Annotated in this window: 13 protein-coding genes; 8 read left to right on the top strand and 5 right to left on the bottom strand. The window is 61.8% G+C overall.

The genetic code is table 11. The annotated features are described in order from the left end of the window. Positions 1–4: 4 nt before the first annotated feature. Together yjgA and mog are read left to right on the top strand one after the other, a co-directional pair. Positions 5–667, top strand: coding sequence for a ribosome biogenesis factor YjgA (yjgA, locus tag AC097P_RS10180; protein WP_479610278.1), 663 nt, complete (start codon positions 5–7; stop codon positions 665–667). Beyond that, a complete protein-coding gene (gene mog, locus AC097P_RS10175) occupies positions 667–1,290 on the top strand; it encodes a molybdopterin adenylyltransferase (protein WP_479610438.1) in 624 nt (207 codons plus the stop codon). Before yjgA ends, mog begins: the two co-directional genes overlap by 1 nt. Here mog and cysE read toward each other — a convergent pair. Beyond that, positions 1,268–2,056 (bottom strand): serine O-acetyltransferase, encoded by a 789-nt coding sequence (cysE, locus tag AC097P_RS10170; protein ID WP_479610277.1) that lies wholly within the window; start codon positions 2,054–2,056, stop codon positions 1,268–1,270. The genes mog and cysE overlap by 23 nt on opposite strands. A gap of 142 nt (positions 2,057–2,198) precedes the next feature. After that, a complete protein-coding gene (locus AC097P_RS10165; RefSeq protein WP_479610276.1) occupies positions 2,199–3,077 on the bottom strand; it encodes an RNA methyltransferase in 879 nt (292 codons plus the stop codon). Positions 3,078–3,164: 87 nt separating this feature from the next. Between AC097P_RS10165 and AC097P_RS10160 the strand changes: the two genes are divergently transcribed. Further along, positions 3,165–4,106, top strand: coding sequence for an inositol monophosphatase family protein (locus AC097P_RS10160; protein WP_479610275.1), 942 nt, complete (start codon positions 3,165–3,167; stop codon positions 4,104–4,106). A 13-nt stretch (positions 4,107–4,119) separates the two neighbouring features. Here AC097P_RS10160 and AC097P_RS10155 read toward each other — a convergent pair whose 3' ends face one another. Next, positions 4,120–6,684: a sensor domain-containing protein gene (locus AC097P_RS10155; RefSeq protein WP_479610274.1), complete on the bottom strand. Its 2,565-nt coding sequence runs from the start codon at positions 6,682–6,684 to the stop codon at positions 4,120–4,122. 168 nt (positions 6,685–6,852) lie between these two features. Between AC097P_RS10155 and mutS the strand changes: the two genes are divergently transcribed. Further along, positions 6,853–9,489 carry a DNA mismatch repair protein MutS gene (mutS, locus tag AC097P_RS10150; RefSeq protein ID WP_479610273.1) on the top strand — a complete coding sequence of 879 codons (2,637 nt, stop codon included), beginning with the start codon at positions 6,853–6,855 and terminating at the stop codon, positions 9,487–9,489. Here the strand turns inward: mutS and AC097P_RS10145 are convergent, their stop codons facing one another. Further along, complete coding sequence (locus AC097P_RS10145) at positions 9,490–11,232, bottom strand: methyl-accepting chemotaxis protein (RefSeq protein WP_479610272.1); 1,743 nt, start codon at positions 11,230–11,232, stop codon at positions 9,490–9,492. A 138-nt stretch (positions 11,233–11,370) separates the two neighbouring features. Between AC097P_RS10145 and AC097P_RS10140 the strand changes: the two genes are divergently transcribed. Further along, entirely contained in the window at positions 11,371–12,198 is an 828-nt protein-coding gene (locus AC097P_RS10140; protein ID WP_479610271.1) for a proteasome-type protease, read from the top strand. Between the two features lie 26 nt (positions 12,199–12,224). Continuing rightward, the gene (locus AC097P_RS10135; RefSeq protein ID WP_479610270.1) at positions 12,225–13,028 is read left to right on the top strand and encodes an alpha/beta hydrolase; all 804 of its coding nucleotides are present in this window, start codon (positions 12,225–12,227) and stop codon (positions 13,026–13,028) included. Positions 13,029–13,042: 14 nt separating this feature from the next. Here the strand turns inward: AC097P_RS10135 and AC097P_RS10130 are convergent, their stop codons facing one another. Next, positions 13,043–13,879 (bottom strand): undecaprenyl-diphosphate phosphatase, encoded by an 837-nt coding sequence (locus AC097P_RS10130; protein ID WP_479610269.1) that lies wholly within the window; start codon positions 13,877–13,879, stop codon positions 13,043–13,045. 156 nt (positions 13,880–14,035) lie between these two features. On the opposite strand from AC097P_RS10130, the gene AC097P_RS10125 reads away from it, so the two are divergent. After that, a complete protein-coding gene (locus tag AC097P_RS10125) occupies positions 14,036–15,487 on the top strand; it encodes a DUF4139 domain-containing protein (RefSeq protein ID WP_479610268.1) in 1,452 nt (483 codons plus the stop codon). 132 nt (positions 15,488–15,619) lie between these two features. Next, on the top strand, positions 15,620–16,144 hold the full coding sequence (locus AC097P_RS10120; protein WP_479610267.1) for a DUF6622 family protein: 525 nt from the start codon (positions 15,620–15,622) through the stop codon (positions 16,142–16,144). Positions 16,145–16,167 lie beyond the last annotated feature (23 nt).

Genomic DNA, 16,167 nt, shown 5'->3' with positions numbered 1-16,167 from the left:
CTATATGAGCAAACTAAAAAAAGGCTATTTCGTCAAAGGTAAATTTGTGGCGGAAGGCAGTGAACTGGACCTGGAACTCAAGCGCGAGCTCAAGGGAACCGATGATAAAAGCCGCACCGACCTCAAACGCGAAAGCACCGAGCTGCAAAAGCTGGGTGAAGACCTGTTGACACTCCGTGCGGAGCCATTGAAGCGTTTGGAACTCCCCGACAAACTACTGGAAGCTATCGCGGAATACAAGCGCATTACCAATTTCGAAGGCCGGCGTCGCCTTCTGCAGTCCATCGGCAAGCGCATGCGGCAACTGGAACCCGCAACCCTGGACGCCATCCGTGTGGCCATTGAGGAGCAACATGCCCCATCCGCCAAGGAAACGTTGGCCCTGCACGCTGCAGAACAATGGCGCGACCGCTTGGTTGCCGATGACGATGCCGTCGGCCAGTGGGTCAATATCAACCCCGCCACCGACATACAGCAGCTGCGTGCCCTGGTCCGCCAGGCCCGCAAAGACGCCAAGCCAGAGAAACCCGGAGAAGCAGTACGCCATGGCCGTGCCTACCGCGATATTTTCCAGCTCGTGCGTGAACACCTGTTGCATGGTAGCGACGTGCCAGACCCGATTGGGCCGGAAGATGATTTCCCCAACAACCCCGGGGCGGATGCGTGATTGTTGACGCCCCCCTGCCTCCACTAGAGTCGGTCAAGATCGGCATCGTCTCGATCAGCGACCGAGCCTCCACTGGCGTCTACGAAGACAAAGGCCTGCCTGCACTGAAAGACTGGCTTAGCAGCGCCCTGCAAAACCCCTTGCAATTCGAAGCCCGACTGATACCGGATGAACGAGCGACGATCAGTGCCACGCTGATTGATCTGGTCGATGCCGGTTGCAGCCTGGTGTTGACCACCGGCGGAACCGGCCCTGCGCTGCGCGACGTGACACCCGAAGCCACGCTGGCCGTGGCACACAAGGAGATGCCGGGTTTTGGCGAGCAGATGCGCCAGATCAGCCTGGCATTTGTGCCAACAGCCATTTTGTCGCGCCAGGTGGCGGTCATCCGCGGCAACAGCCTGATCATCAATCTGCCGGGTCAACCCAAGGCCATTGCCGAAACGCTGGAAGGCCTGAAGGATGCTGACGGAAAGCAAAAGGTCAACGGCATCTTCGCCGCCGTGCCCTATTGCATCGATTTGATTGGCGGACCCTACCTGGAAACGGTGGACGCCGTGTGCAAGGGCTTCCGGCCCAAGACCGCCATCCGGTCCTTTGCTACTTCCCGACCAGCTGGTTGAGGCGTTCGGCCTCGAAGCATTCCTTGCGGGCAGCATCACCCGGTACGCAGTCCGGCACGCAATCGGAGCTATCACGCCGGTTGGCAGACAAAGTCTCTATCGCCTTCCACAGCAACGCAATCTGGTGTTCCTGGCCGGATGCCGAATCAATCAATCCGCGCAGCGCCTGGCTGACCGGATCGTCCTCCAGCGTGATGCCATAGGCGCTGAATTTGGGCTCGGTGTGTGTGACATCCGCACTCTCACCAGTCTTGCTGGGGATGATGCGCGCCGGAATGCCCACTGCGGTGGCACCCGGCGGCACGGGCTTGATGACGACAGCATTGCTGCCGATCTTCGCCCCGTCACCGACGACAAAACCGCCCAGCACCTTGGCGCCGGCGCTGACCACCACGTCCTTGCCCAAGGTCGGGTGGCGCTTGGCGCCCTTGTACAACGAGGTGCCGCCCAGCGTCACGCCCTGGTAAATGGTGCAGCCATCGCCGATTTCGGCAGTCTCGCCGACCACGACGCCCATTGCATGGTCAAAAAACACGCGCTCGCCGATGACAGCCCCAGGGTGGATTTCAATCCCCGTAGCCCAGCGCCCCAGATGGGAGATAAAACGCCCCAGCCATTTGAAGCCGTGCGTCCAGCACCAGTGCGCCCTGCGGTGCAGCACCAGTGCGTGCAGGCCGGGATAGCACGTCAGCACCTCCCAGGTCGTGCGCGCAGCGGGGTCGCGGTCCAGGATGCATTGGATGTCGGAGCGTAGGCGGGCAAACATGCGTCTGAGTCTAACTGTTGCGTTGTAGGCGCGTTGTCGCCGAGGCTAAATGTGTGCCCCCACGCTTGCCACTGCGTGTGCTGCGCTGCCCCCCGAGGGGGCGCGTATTGCCTCGGGGCGGCCCATCGGCAATACCTACCGACTATTTTTTCTCGGCCGATTGCTGCAATATGGCCTTGGCAATGCCGCGCAGAATGTGGATCTCCTCCTGCGTGACGCCGGCGCGGTTGAACAATTGGTTCAGGCGCGGCATCAGCTTCTTGGGTGCCGCAGGGTCCAGAAAGCCCAGCGCCACCAACGATTGCTCCAGATGGGCCAGCATGCCGGCAACTTGGGCGGCGTCGGCTAGTTGTAGCCCCCACGCTCCGCCGCTGCGCGGGTCGCTGCCCCCCGAGAGAGCTAATTTCCCTTGGGGCGGCCCGGCGGGAAATTGCGGCCCCCCCGGCCCGGCGGCGGCTTGCCCGCCAAAGCCGCCCAGCGCCAGCCGCCACTCGTAGGCAATGACCTGCAGCGCAGCGCCAATGTTCAGCGACCCGAATTGGGGGTTGCTGGGGATGCTCAGGCAGGCGTGGCAGCGGTACACGTCTTCATTGCGCATGCCGAAGCGCTCTGAACCAAACAGGAAGGCAATACCCTGCTGCGGTGGTGTCAGGGTATTCCCATATGCCAAATCGGCCTCTAGCCCTCGTGCAGCGCGCGTAAGCAGCTCCTGTTTTGATAGCACCTCAAAATGCTCGCGGGGTGCGACCGTCGGCGGGCCGAAGTCGCGCGGGGTCATCGCGGTCGCGCACAGGTGGGTCATGCCGTCCAGCGCCTCGTCCAGCGTATCCACGATGCGGCACTTGTCCAGCACGTCGAGCGCGCCGCTGGCGCGCTGAATGGTTTCTTCGCGGCGCAGCACGTTGGCCCAGCGAGGCGCCACCAGCACCAAATCGTCAAAGCCCATGGTTTTCATGGCGCGGGCGGCTGCCCCCACATTGCCGGCGTGGCTGGTATTGATCAGGATGAAGCGGGTAAGCATGGCGCGGATGAGGGTAAACCAGTAAAATAGCGGCTATTGTCGCCGTCTGCATCGCCAGACGGTCCCTCCGCTCTTCCCCCAAAATTTATGTCGCTTAATCTGCACCCCATGATCAATGTGGCCGTCAAGGCCGCCCGCGCCGCCGGATCCATCATCAACCGCGCCGCGCTGGACATCGAATCCGTTCGCATTTCCCAGAAGAAAGCCAACGATTTCGTCACTGAAGTGGACCACGCTGCAGAGCAAGCGATCATAGAAACCCTGCTGACGGCCTACCCCGGCCACGGCATTTGGGCCGAAGAATCCGGGCGCGAGCACGGCGCCAAAGACTCCGAATTCGTCTGGATCATCGATCCGCTGGACGGCACTACCAACTTCATCCACGGCCTGCCCGTGTACTGCGTCAGCATCGCGCTGGCCGTCAAGGGCAAGGTTGAGCAGGCCGTCGTCTACGACCCCACCCGCAACGACCTGTTCACCGCCACCAAGGGCCGCGGCGCCTTCTTGAACGACCGCCGCATCCGCGTTTCCAAACGTATCCAGCTCAAGGACGCGCTGTTGTCCACGGGCTTCCCGTTCCGCCCGGGCGACAACTTTGCCAACTACCTGACCATGATGGGCGACGTCATGAAGCGCACGGCCGGCCTGCGCCGCCCCGGTGCCGCCGCGCTGGACCTGGCGTATGTGGCCGCCGGCTACACCGAAGGCTTTTTTGAAACTGGCCTCCAACCCTGGGACGTGGCCGCCGGCTCGCTGCTGGTGACCGAGGCCGGTGGCCTGGTCGGCAACTTCACGGGTGAGGCCGATTTCCTGGACCAGCAAGAATGCCTGGCTGGCAATCCCCGCATCTATGGACAGCTGATCAGCATCCTGGGCAAATACAGCAAATTTGCCAGCGCCGGCGAAAAAGCCGCGCTGCGCCAGGCTCGCCATGCACCCGTTACCGATGCAGATGCCGCCGCCGATGACAACGCAGCGGCCGACGATGCAGCCCCCGAGGCTCCTGCGACTGACAGCGCCCCCTTTTAGGAAATATCGGAAATTACACCGGCAGGGCTAGTACATCTACGGCCACCGGACGTCCAAAGAAGTAGCCCTGGAAGGCCTTGCAGCCGATCTTCAGCAAGAAGTCGCGCTGCCCGGCCGTCTCCACCCCCTCGGCAACCACGCTGAGGTCCAGGCTGTGGGCCAGGCTCAGGATGGTGCGGGCTATCGCCGCGTCGTTCGAATCGGTCAGCACATCGCGCACAAACGACTGGTCGATCTTGAGCTGGTCCAGCGGCAGCCGCTTCAGGTAAGACAGCGACGAGTAGCCGGTGCCAAAGTCGTCCAGCGCAAAGTTGACACCAATCGATCGCAACTCCCCCATCTTGACGATGACGTCGTCAAAGTCGCTGAGTAGCATGCTCTCCGTCAACTCCAGCTTCAACCGGTAGGGGTTGGCACCGCTGACGCGTAGCAAATCCAGCAACTGCGCCGTGAAATCCGGGTGGCGAAACTGGCGTGCGCTGACGTTGACTGCCATCGTGAGTTTGCGCGTGGCGGCGCTGGTGTTCCACGCCACCAATTGCGCACAGGCGGCCTGCAGCACCCATTGGCCCAGCGGAATGATCAGGCCGGCCTGCTCGGCCACCGGAATGAACTCCGCCGGTGACACCATGCCGCGCTGCGGATGCCGCCAGCGCAGCAGCGCTTCCACCCCGGTCATCGCGCTGTGTTCGTCGACCACCGGCTGGTAGTGCAGGCTGAATTCCTGGTGCTGCAGCGCGTGGCGCAAATCGATCTCCAGCACCGCGCGAGCGCTGGCCGCAGCCTGCATCACTGGGTCAAAGAAGCGCAGCGTGTTGCGCCCGGCCGCCTTGGACTGGTACATGGCCAGGTCGGCGCGTTGCAACAACTCGTCCACGCTTTGCAGATGGTTGAAAAACAGCGTGACACCGATGCTGGGCGAGCTGTGGTGTTGCTGATCACCCAAAACAAAGTGCTTGTTGATGGAGGCCAGTATCTTCTTGCCGATGGCTTCGGCCTGCGCGGCCGCCTCGATCTCAACCGCGCCCAGGTCTTCGAGCATGACGACAAACTCGTCTCCACCCAGCCTGGCCACGGTGTCGACGGCGCGTACGCAATCGGTCAGCCTGGTTGCCACCTGCTTGAGCAATTCATCGCCCATGTGGTGACCACGGGTGTCGTTGAGCACCTTGAAATTGTCCAGGTCAATAAACAGCAGCGCGCCAAAGCAGGCCCTGCGTGCACTGGTGGCCACGGCCTGGTTCAACCGGTCAATCAGTAAACGCCGGTTGGGCAACCCTGTCAACGCGTCATAAAAGGCTAGCCGTTCAATGTCAGCCTCGGCCTGCTTGCGTGCACTGATCTCGCGCCCGGTACCGCGGTAGCCGGTGAGTACTCCCTTGTCATCAAATATAGGGGCGCCGCTAATAGACACCCACATTGCACTGCCGTCCGGGCGGCGGCGCACCATTTCAAAGTCGCGGAATGGCTGGTGTGCGTCCAGCGTCGCGCGGTGCGCCGCCCACTGGGCTTGGCTAACGCCTTCCACGCCGGATTCCCAGCGTGTCAAGCCGAGATAGTTGTCGGCCGATACGGTGCGCGTCGAGGATTGCTTGCCATTGATCCGAACAAAGCGAAACTCGGCGTCCTGCTCCCAGTACCAGTCCGAGCTCAGCTCAGTCAGGCTGCGAAAACGTGCCTCACTTTGCTGTGCGGCGGCCAACTGGTCGGCGGCAGCCTGCATTGCTGCGCGCTCGGTGGAGATGTCCTGCACGACACCAAATTCGGCCTTCACCACGCCATACTCCACCTGGCGGTGCATGCGCGAGCGCATCCACAACACTTTGCCATCCGGCCTGTGCCATTGGTATTCCACAATGTCACCGTTCATCTGCTCGATAGCATGCTGAACCAGCGGCTTATGATCCGCCGCCACGCCCTCCAGGTGCGAGCCCAGTGGTGCGGATTGCACGTCGCCCAGATTGCCGATAGCACTGTAGCCGCGGGACAGGCGCACCAGCGCATCGCCGGGGTACAACACCCAGTGCCCGACCTTCGCCACCGATTCGGTCATCTCGTGCAGCGTGACCTGGCGGTTCAACTTTTCATTGGTCTGTGCCAACTGCTGCTCGCCAGCCAGTGCCGCGGATTGGGACATCCGCTCCACCGTCACGTCTCTGAGGTAAAACAAGACGTAAGACTCGGCCTGCACGTCCACCAACACCGCGTTGATGCAGATCATCCGGTGCGCGCCGTTAGCCATCACCATCGTGATGTCCAGGTCGCGCACACGCCGCCCCTCCTGCAGCGGTTGCAGCGCCTTCGCCCGCGCCGCTTCATCAGGCCACTGGCCTATCTGCACGGCGGTCCGCCCAACCACCTCATCGCGGCGAAAGCCGGTCAACCGGAGCCACTCTTCATTAACTGCAATGATGGCGCTGTCGCGGGCCCGCGTCAGCGCAATGGCCTCCGGGCTTTCCATGAAGATGGCGTGAAAAATGGCGTCCACCCAAAGCTTTCGAATCAGTCGGGAGACCTTGCGGTCGTCAACGGTGCGATGTCGGGGTTCAAGGCCTGCTCCTGCGGTAGATGGCGCCATGGCCGCAAACTGCGGCACCACGCTGCCACAAGCGTAGCACCGATTGCGGCGAAAGGACATCGTGATAGTTGCGGGAGACGTGCTCCCTGCCCTCCCCTGCAGGGGTCGTAAGGGCCTTGGGTGCGGCCCGGCGGCGCTTCGGCTGCTACTGTTGATAGACTCCCTGCGATGAGCGACGCCGACAAGCAACACACCCCGATGATGCAGCAGTACCTTGGACTCAAGGCTGCCCACCCCAACACCCTGCTCTTCTACCGCATGGGTGATTTTTACGAGATGTTTTACGCCGACGCCGAGAAGGCCGCCCGCCTGCTGGATATCACGCTGACCCAGCGCGGCCAGTCCGCCGGGGAGCCGGTGGTCATGGCCGGTGTGCCCTTCCACGCCATGGAAGGCTACCTGGCCAAGCTGATACGGCACGGCGAGTCGGTTGCCATCTGTGAACAGGTGGGCGAGGTCACCGGCAAGGGGCCGGTGGAGCGCAAGGTGGTGCGCGTGGTCACACCCGGCACGCTGGTGGATGCCGAACTGCTCAGCGAAAAATCCGAATCCGTGCTGATGGCGGTGCACCAAGGCCCGCGCAACCGCTGCGGCCTGGCCTGGCTCAGCGTGACCCAGGGCGTGGTGCACCTGGCCGAATGCGCACCCGACGCCGTTCCCGAGTGGGTGGCCCGCGTCAGCCCCAGCGAGCTGGCCTACAGCGCCGGCGCCACCCAAGCCTTTGAAGACCGGCTCAAGCGCCTGCGCATGCACACCGGCGGCACCACTGCGCTCTACACCACGGCGCGGCCCGAATGGCAGTTTGACCCCGCCTTGGGCCAGCGCAAGCTACTGGACGCGCTGCAAGCCGCCAGCCTGGCCAGCTGGAACGCACAAGACCTGCCGCTGGCACACGCCGCCTGCGCCGCACTGCTGGGTTACGCCGAACACACCCAGGGCCGCGCACTGACCCACATCAGTGCCGTGCAGGTGCAGCGCGATGGCGAGCTGATCGACCTGCCGCCCTCCACGCGGCGCAATCTGGAACTGACCCAGACGCTGCGCGGCGAGGATTCTCCCACGCTGTTTTCGCTGTTAGACACCTGCATGACCGGCATGGGCAGCCGCATGCTCAAAAGCTGGCTGCTGGCACCCCGCCGGGACCGTGCACAGGCGCAGCAGCGGCTGGATGCCATCGCCACGCTGCGCAGCGGCACCCTGCAATCGTCTTCGCTGGCGCTGTGGCAGGGCCTGCGCCAGCAGCTCAAAGGCAGCGCCGATGTGGAACGTATCACCGCCCGCGTTGCGCTGCGCCAGGTGCGCCCCCGCGAGCTGGTTGCCCTCGTCGTGACGCTACAAAAAACGGAGCTGCTTACGCGCTCCCTGCGAGGGCTAGAGGCCTATTTGGCTACTATTTCTGACGATCTGCAGACTCCCGTGGGCTGCGCCGCACTGCTGCTGCAGGCCATTGCCGCAGAACCCGCCGCGCTGGTGCGCGATGGCGGCGTCATTGCCACCGGTTTTGATGCCGAGCTGGACGAGCTGCGCGCTATCCAGACCAATTGCGACGATTTTCTGCTGGACCTGGAAACCCGTGAACGCGCCCGCACCGGCATTGCCAACCTGCGCGTGCAGTTCAACAAGGTTCATGGCTTTTACATCGAGGTCACGACCGGCCAGGCCGACAAGGTGCCCGACGACTACCGCCGCCGCCAGACGCTGAAGAACGCCGAGCGTTTCATCACCCCCGAGCTAAAAGCCTTTGAAGACAAAGCCTTGAGCGCGCAGGAGCGTGCGCTAGCGCGCGAAAAATGGCTGTTTGAGCAGGTGCTGGACCAGTTGCAGGCATACGTGCCTATGCTGACCCGCACGGCACGCGCCTTGGCCGCGCTGGACGCGCTGTGCGCGCTGACCGAACGCTCGCTGACGCTGGACTGGTGCGCCCCGCAGTTTGTAGTGGAGCCGAGCATAGACATCACACAAGGCCGCCATCCGGTGGTGCAAGCGCGTCTGGCCGAGTTGAGCAGCGGCAATTTCATCGCCAACGACACCCGCCTGGGCCCCAAACAGCGCCTGCAAATCATCACCGGCCCGAACATGGGCGGCAAGTCCACCTATATGCGCCAAGTCGCGCTGATCGTGTTGCTGGCCTCCATCGGCAGTTATGTGCCGGCCAGCGCCTGCCGCCTGGGGCCGATTGACGCCATCCACACCCGTATCGGTGCGGCCGATGACTTGGCCAACGGCCAGTCCACCTTCATGCTGGAGATGACCGAGGCCGCACAGATTCTGCATTCGGCCACGCCGTGTTCACTGGTTTTGATGGACGAAATTGGCCGCGGCACGTCGACGTTTGACGGTCTTGCGCTCGCTTCGGCAATTGCCACGCAATTGCACGACAAGACCCAGGCCTTCACGCTGTTTGCCACGCATTATTTCGAGCTGACCGAGTTCCCAGCCACGCACCACAGCGCGCTGAACGTGCACGTCAGCGCCACCGAATCGGGCCGCGCCATCGTGTTCCTGCACGAGATCCAGAGCGGCCCAGCCAGCAAAAGCTACGGTATCCAGGTCGCCCGCCTGGCCGGCATGCCGGCTGCCGTGCTGAACCAGGCACGTCACACGTTGGATGCGCTGGAACTGCAAGCCACCGAGTCCCAGGCGCAGGTAGATTTGTTTGCCGCGCCGCCCGCTGCGGAAACCATCGCGGCTTCAGCGCTCGATATGCGGCTTGCGGCCATCAATCCGGATGCATTGAGCCCGCGCGAGGCGCTGGAGGCGCTGTACCAGTTGAAGGCCTTGGCGGGCGGGGGCCAGACGTCCTGATCAGAACGACTCCCAATCGTCATTCCCCTTGTCTGCGGCCTTGCTCTGCGAAAGCCCCAATGGCTTGGCGCTGCTCCCCCCGGGCTTGGGGATGGTGCGCTGTGCGGCCTTTGGAGGGGTAGTCCTACCGGGTGCGACTTTTTGAAGTGGCTTGGGTGCGGTCGACGTGCGGCGGACTGCACTCGAGCCTACAGAGTCGGCCGCGCCCAATTTGAAGACGGCTACCACTTGCACCAGATCAGCGGCCTGATTCTGCAGGCTGCTGGCTGCGGCGGCCATCTGTTCCACTAACGCTGCATTTTGCTGGGTCACCTGGTCCATCTGAACTACGGCCTCGCCCACCTGTGAAACACCCGCCGACTGCTCGTTGCTGGCGGCGCTGATTTCACCCATCAAATCCGTTACACGTTTGATGGAACTCACCACCTCGGTCATCGTGGTACCGGCCTGGTCGACCAGCGTAGTGCCCTGTTCAACCCGTTCCACACTGGCGTTGATCAGCATCTTGATTTCCTTGGCTGCCTCTGCAGAGCGGCCAGCCAGCGAGCGCACCTCAGACGCCACCACCGCGAAGCCACGGCCCTGCTCGCCCGCACGGGCCGCTTCCACCGCAGCATTGAGCGCCAGAATATTGGTTTGAAACGCGATCCCGTCGATCACACTGATGATGTCGCTGATCTTGCGGCTGGCGTCGTTGATGCCCTTCATGGTCTCCACCACTTTGCCCACCACCTCGCCACCCCGAATGGCAACGGTCGAAGCATTCAAAGCCAACTGGTTGGCCTGCTGTGCCGAATCTGCATTTTGTTTGACTGTGGCCGACAGCTCTTCCATGGACGCCGCAGTTTCCTCCAGTGCGCTGGCCTGCTGCTCCGTGCGGGCCGACAGATCGTTATTGCCCTGGGCAATCTCTGCGCTGGCAGTAGCCACACCTTCCGAGCCACTGCGCACATTCGTGACCACCTTGACCAGCCCGGTCTGCATGCCCAGCAAGGAGTGCAGCAGTTGGCCAATTTCGTCCTTGCTTTCGACGCGTATGGGAAAGGTCAGATCGCCCTGCTCCACTGCGCTGGTGGCCTGCATAGCCTGGGCCAAGTCGCGCGAAATGCCCTGTACCAGAACCCAACCAAACAATACGGCGAAAGCAGCTCCGCCTAGAACAAGCGCCCAAGACACGATGCGCGCCGTTTCGTAGCGGGACTGCGCGGCCTCATACTCTAGCTTGGCCTCGGCCAGCTGTAGGTCGTTCAGGGCAGCAATTGCTTTGCGGACGGGTACGTAGAGCGGGCGCACCTTCTCGAAGCTGAGCTTCTTGGCTTCGTCGTAGTTCCCAGCCTTTACAGCCGCGACGGTGACACCCAAGCCCTCCGCTCGAAACTTGGCAAGGTCCACAGCCATCTGTTTGGCGACTTTTTCTTCCTCAGGAGTCGCCTTGGTCGCCGAGTAATCCTTCCACAATCGGTCGATCTCGGACACATTTTTTTCCAGCTCGCCCACGCCGCGTTGCAGTTCTTCCGGCGTCGCATTAGCCACCATGCTGAGCAACGCGAGCCGATTTTCCAGCAGTAGCGCCTGCACATCCGCCAGCATGCCCATGGGAACCGTGCGGTCTTCATACACGGTTTTCAACCCGGCGTTGGTTTGGTCCAACCCGCGCAAACCAAACAGTCCCAGAACCAGCATGATGGCCGACACGACGGCAATCAGCATGTAGAGCCGCACGGATATCTTGAGATTTTTCATGACTTGCTTTCGGTGAAAACACGGAAGGGCTACTTTTAGCAAGCATTGCACAAAAGCTGGCGGAGCGCAAAAGTTCTCGTCCGGCGCGGGCCCATCGATACACTCTAAGTATTTCCCCTAAGCGACACAGACCATCCCATGACCTATTGCGTAGCCATCAAACTCAATGCCGGCTTGGTGTTCCTCTCGGACTCCCGCACCAATGCCGGACTGGACCAGATCAGTACCTTCCGAAAGATGATCGTCTACGAGCGCCCTGGCGACCGGTTCATGGTGTTGCTGTCGGCCGGCAACCTCAGCATTTCGCAATCCATTAGAGAGATTTTGCAGGTCGAGAAACTTAAAGACAACGACAGTGACGAGGGCATCACTATCTGGAACGCCAAGAGCATGTTTGACGCCACCCGCGTGCTGGGCGCCGCCATCCGCCGCGTCTACGACCGTGATGCCGTGTCGCTGCAGCAAGCCGGTGTGGATTTCAATGTATCGCTGATCTTTGGCGGCCAGATCAATGGCGAGGGCATGCGCCTGTTCCAGGTTTATTCGGCTGGCAACTTCATCGAAGCCACGCCCGAGACGCCCTACTTCCAGGTCGGGGAATCCAAGTACGGCAAGCCGGTGTTGGACCGTGTCATCACACCCAACACGCCGCTGGACGAGGCGGCCAAGTGCGCTCTGGTGTCGATGGACTCCACGCTCAAATCCAACCTGTCGGTGGGCTTGCCACTGGACATGGTGGTCTATGAGGCCGACCAGTTCCAGACCGACCGCATTGTGTGCATCGACGAAAACAACCCGTATTTCAAAATGCTGCACGACAGCTGGGGCCAGAAGCTGCGCGAGGTGTTTGACAGCATAGAAGACCCGATGTGGAGCGGCGGCCAGACCTATGTGCCACTACTGGTGGGCTCCATGCGCAGCCTGCCACTGCGCAAGATCACGACACCGCAAGAAAAACTAATCTAAGCCTGCGGCTCGCCATTTCGCAATTCATGTCGACCATCATTTTTTCGCACGCCAACAGCTTTGGGGCCAGCACCTACAAGGTCTTGTTCAAGGACTTGCGTTCGCGCGGCTTTGCCGTCAAGGCCATTGAAAAGTATGGCCACGACCCGCGCTACCCCGTCAGCAACAACTGGCCCAACGTGGTGCAACAGTTGCTGGATTTTGCAGAGGACGTCACGGTCAAAACTGGTGAACCGGCGTGGCTGGTCGGCCATTCGCTGGGCGGGTTTCTGAGTTTGATGGCCGCGGCCCGCAAGCCCGGGCTGGCCCGCGGTGTGGTGCTGGTGGACTCACCGATCGTCGGTGGCTGGCGTTCCACGGCGCTGGGCGTGATGAAGACCACGCAGATGTTCGGCTCGCTATCTCCCGGCGCGGTCAGCCAGAAGCGGCGCAACACCTGGCCGACGGTGGACGCGGCCTACGAGCACTTTCGCCACAAGAAGGCCTTTGCCAAGTGGGACGATGCGGTGCTGATGGACTACGTGACCCACGGCACACTGGCCCACGACGGCAAGCGCGTACTAAGCTTTGACCGCGATGTGGAAACCCAGTTCTACAACACGCTGCCCGACAACCTGGAGCGCCTGTTGACCCGCCACCCGGTCAAATGCCCGGTCGCCTTCATCGGCGGACTTGCATCGCACGAGATGAAGCAGGTGGGCATGGCGATTACCGAGAAAGTCACCAAAGGCCGCATCACGATGCTGGACGGCACCCACCTGTTCCCGATGGAAAAACCCGCTGCCACCGCAGCCGCTATCGAGGCAGCCCTGCGCAATATGGGGGCCTAAAAGCCCGAAATAGGCTAAGCCGCCCAGTGCACCACGCCGGTCCAGGCGGTGAGCAGCACCACAATGCCAAAGGCGATGCGGTAGTAAGCAAAGCCCACAAAGCTGTGGGTGGCGATGAAACGCAGCAGCCAGCGCACACACACCCAGGCGCTCAGGAACGACACCACCAGCCCCACGGCAAACAGCGGAACATCGGCCATGCTGAGCAGCGCGCGTTCCTTGTACAGGCTGTACACGCCCGCGCCCACTAGCGTGGGAATGGCCAGGTAGAAGGAAAAGTCGGTAGCCGCTTTGCGCGACAGGCCCAACAGCATGCCGCCAATGATCGTGGCACCGCTGCGGCTGGTGCCCGGCACCATGGCCAGGCACTGCACCAGGCCTACCTTGAGCGCGTCTTTCCAGTCCATGTCGTCTGCCTCCAGCACGCGCACGGCCGTTCCGCCCGCCGCCTGGCGCTTCTCGGCCCACAAAATGATGAACCCACCCACAATAAAGGTGGTGGCCACTACCACCGGCGTAAACAAATGCGCCTTGATGACCTTGCCAAACAGCAGGCCCAGCACCACGGCGGGCAAGAAGCCGACAAACACATTGAGCGCAAACTTCTGCGCCTGGGCTTGCGTGGGCAGATCGGCCAGCGTGCTGCGAATCTTCTGCCAGTAGACCAAAATCACCGCGAAGATCGCGCCGGTCTGGATCGAGATTTCAAACACCTGGCGCTTGTCATGGTCCAGAAAATTCAACAGCTCACCCGCCAAAATCAGATGGCCGGTGCTCGAAATGGGCAAAAATTCGGTAAACCCCTCCACAATGCCCATGATGGCGGCCTTGATCAGCAATGCAATGTCCAACACCTACTCCTTAAGTAAAAAATCGCTGCAGCCCCCGCGCAGCGCGCGTAAGCAGCTCATATATTGATAGCAGTTACAGCAGCCATTAGCGCCACAACTGGGCTTGGGCTACAGTCAACCCGCTATTCTCCCCTACCCACATTGCCCGAGACCCTTATGCACAGACCCTTTCGCAACTCTTTGTTCACGCTGACCCTGATAGCCGGCGGCATCAGCCTTGCCCATGCCCAGGTGGAAGAACAGCGCAGCACGCTGGCCGATCAGCAGGAAGTGGCTGTCACCATCTACAACGAAAACCTGGCCCTGGTAAAGGACCAGCGCAAGCTGCAGCTCAAGCGCGGTGCCTCCAACCTGGCGTTTCGCGATGTCAGCGCCCGCATGCGGCCCGAGACTGCGCTGCTTCGCAGCACCACGTCGCCCGGCAGCGTGTCGGTGCTGGAGCAAAACTTTGACTTTGACCTACTCACCCCGCAAAAGCTGCTGGAAAAGTACGTGGGCCGCAGCGTCAGCGTCATCCGGACCAACACGGCCACCGGCCAAGAGACTACCGAGCAGGCCCAGGTGCTGTCGGCCAACGAAGGCGTGGTGATGAGGATTGGCAACCGTATCGAGACGGGCATCCCTGGCCGCATCATCTACGGCGACGTGCCAGCCAACCTGCGGGACCGCCCCACGCTGGTTATGGCGCTGGACAACACCGGCGCGCAGCAACAAGACCTGGAGCTGAGCTACCTGACCGGCGGCCTGGCCTGGAAGGCGGATTACGTAGTCGAACTCAACCCGGCCGAGGACAAGCTCGACATATCCGGCTGGGTCACACTAACCAATACCAGTGGCGCCACCTACCGTAATGCCAAGCTGCAGTTGGTGGCGGGCGACGTAAACCAGGTTGCGCCGGAGATGCGTGGGCGCATGCTCGCCATGGCGGCACCTGCGGCTCCCATGGCCAAGGCCAGAAATGACATGGTCGAAGAATCCCTCTTCGAATACCACCTGTACACACTGACCCGCCCCACCACCATTGCCGAGAACCAGACCAAGCAGGTATCGCTGCTGTCAGCCTCCGGCGTACCGGCGCGCAAGGAACTGCTGCTCAGGGGCAGTGACTACTACTACCAGAGCAGTGCCGGCGACCTGGGCCAGAAGATCAAGGTCGGCGTGTTTGTCGAGTTCGACAACAAGGAAGCCGCGCAGCTGGGCATGCCGCTGCCCAAGGGGATCATTCGCGTCTACAAAAAGGACAAGGCTGGTAACGCCCAGTTCATTGGTGAAGACAAGGTAGACCACACGCCCAAGAACGAAACCGTGCGCCTGAAGCTGGGTGATGCCTTTGACGTGACCGCCGACAAGAAGCAGACCGATTTCAAGAAGCTCAGCGGCACCGGCAAGTACAACTATGTGTTCGAAAGCGCGTATGAGATTGTGCTGAAGAACGCCAAAAAAGAGCCCGTGGTCGTCACCGTACAGGAACCCATGCCCGGCGACTGGCAGGTGCTGTCCAGCAGCCAGCCGCACACCAAGGGCTCCAGCAATACCGCCGTGTGGAAGGTGTCGGTACCGGCAGAAGGCAATACCAAGCTGGTCTACCGCAGCCTGGTCAGGTACTGATCGCTGCATTTCGCGCCGCGACGCCGCCATTTCGCGGTGTGCAGGCGCGATACCGTCGCAAGGCGGTTCTCCTCTAGGTTGTGCGCTGGCAAAGTCCAGCCATCGCAACACCAACCCTTTAGGAGAAACGCCATGTTCCTGCAAATCTTGACCAACACACCCAAATTCGTTTTTGTCCTGTTCGCCGCTTTGGTCTGGCTGGGCGTCAAGCAAATGCTGCCCCGCAGCGTCGGCCTGAACCGCATCACCATCTTGTCGCTGGCCATGACCGGCCTGTCGCTGTACGGCGTCACATCCGCATTTGGCGACACACCCCAGGCTTTGCTGACCTGGCTGGCTGGCGCTGCTGTGGCGTTCGCCATCAACTTCCAGATGGGCAGCTCGCCGCGCATCCAGTACGACGTGGCCAGCCGCCGCTTCCAAATGCCTGGCAGTGCGGTGCCACTGGCCCTGTTCATGGGCATCTTCTTCACCAAGTACGCCGTGGGCGCCAGCATGGGGATGCAGCCCGCCCTGGCACACAACAGCGGCTTTGCGCTGGCCGTTGGTGCCCTGTACGGTGCGTTCAGTGGCATCTTTCTGGCCCGTGCCGCCAAGCTGTGGCGCATCGCGGTGGTGCAATCCAACGCAGACGCCCAGAAGACTGTGCTGGCCTGACTACTCGGCTGATACCCATTACC

Source organism: Rhodoferax sp. ZS1R8 (genome assembly GCF_056521325.1).
Note: the sequence above shows the minus strand (reverse complement) of the source record. Positions and strands in the feature narration are given on the sequence as shown.

Coding starts and splice junctions, on each gene's coding strand:
- yjgA (WP_479610278.1), top strand. CDS start 5: ATGAGCAAACTAAAAAAAGGCTATTTCGTCAAAGGTAAATTTGTGGCG.
- cysE (WP_479610277.1), bottom strand. CDS start 2,056: ATGTTTGCCCGCCTACGCTCCGACATCCAATGCATCCTGGACCGCGAC.
- AC097P_RS10165 (WP_479610276.1), bottom strand. CDS start 3,077: ATGCTTACCCGCTTCATCCTGATCAATACCAGCCACGCCGGCAATGTG.
- AC097P_RS10160 (WP_479610275.1), top strand. CDS start 3,165: ATGTCGCTTAATCTGCACCCCATGATCAATGTGGCCGTCAAGGCCGCC.
- AC097P_RS10155 (WP_479610274.1), bottom strand. CDS start 6,684: ATGGCGCCATCTACCGCAGGAGCAGGCCTTGAACCCCGACATCGCACC.
- mutS (WP_479610273.1), top strand. CDS start 6,853: ATGAGCGACGCCGACAAGCAACACACCCCGATGATGCAGCAGTACCTT.
- AC097P_RS10145 (WP_479610272.1), bottom strand. CDS start 11,232: ATGAAAAATCTCAAGATATCCGTGCGGCTCTACATGCTGATTGCCGTC.
- AC097P_RS10140 (WP_479610271.1), top strand. CDS start 11,371: ATGACCTATTGCGTAGCCATCAAACTCAATGCCGGCTTGGTGTTCCTC.
- AC097P_RS10135 (WP_479610270.1), top strand. CDS start 12,225: ATGTCGACCATCATTTTTTCGCACGCCAACAGCTTTGGGGCCAGCACC.
- AC097P_RS10125 (WP_479610268.1), top strand. CDS start 14,036: ATGCACAGACCCTTTCGCAACTCTTTGTTCACGCTGACCCTGATAGCC.
- AC097P_RS10120 (WP_479610267.1), top strand. CDS start 15,620: ATGTTCCTGCAAATCTTGACCAACACACCCAAATTCGTTTTTGTCCTG.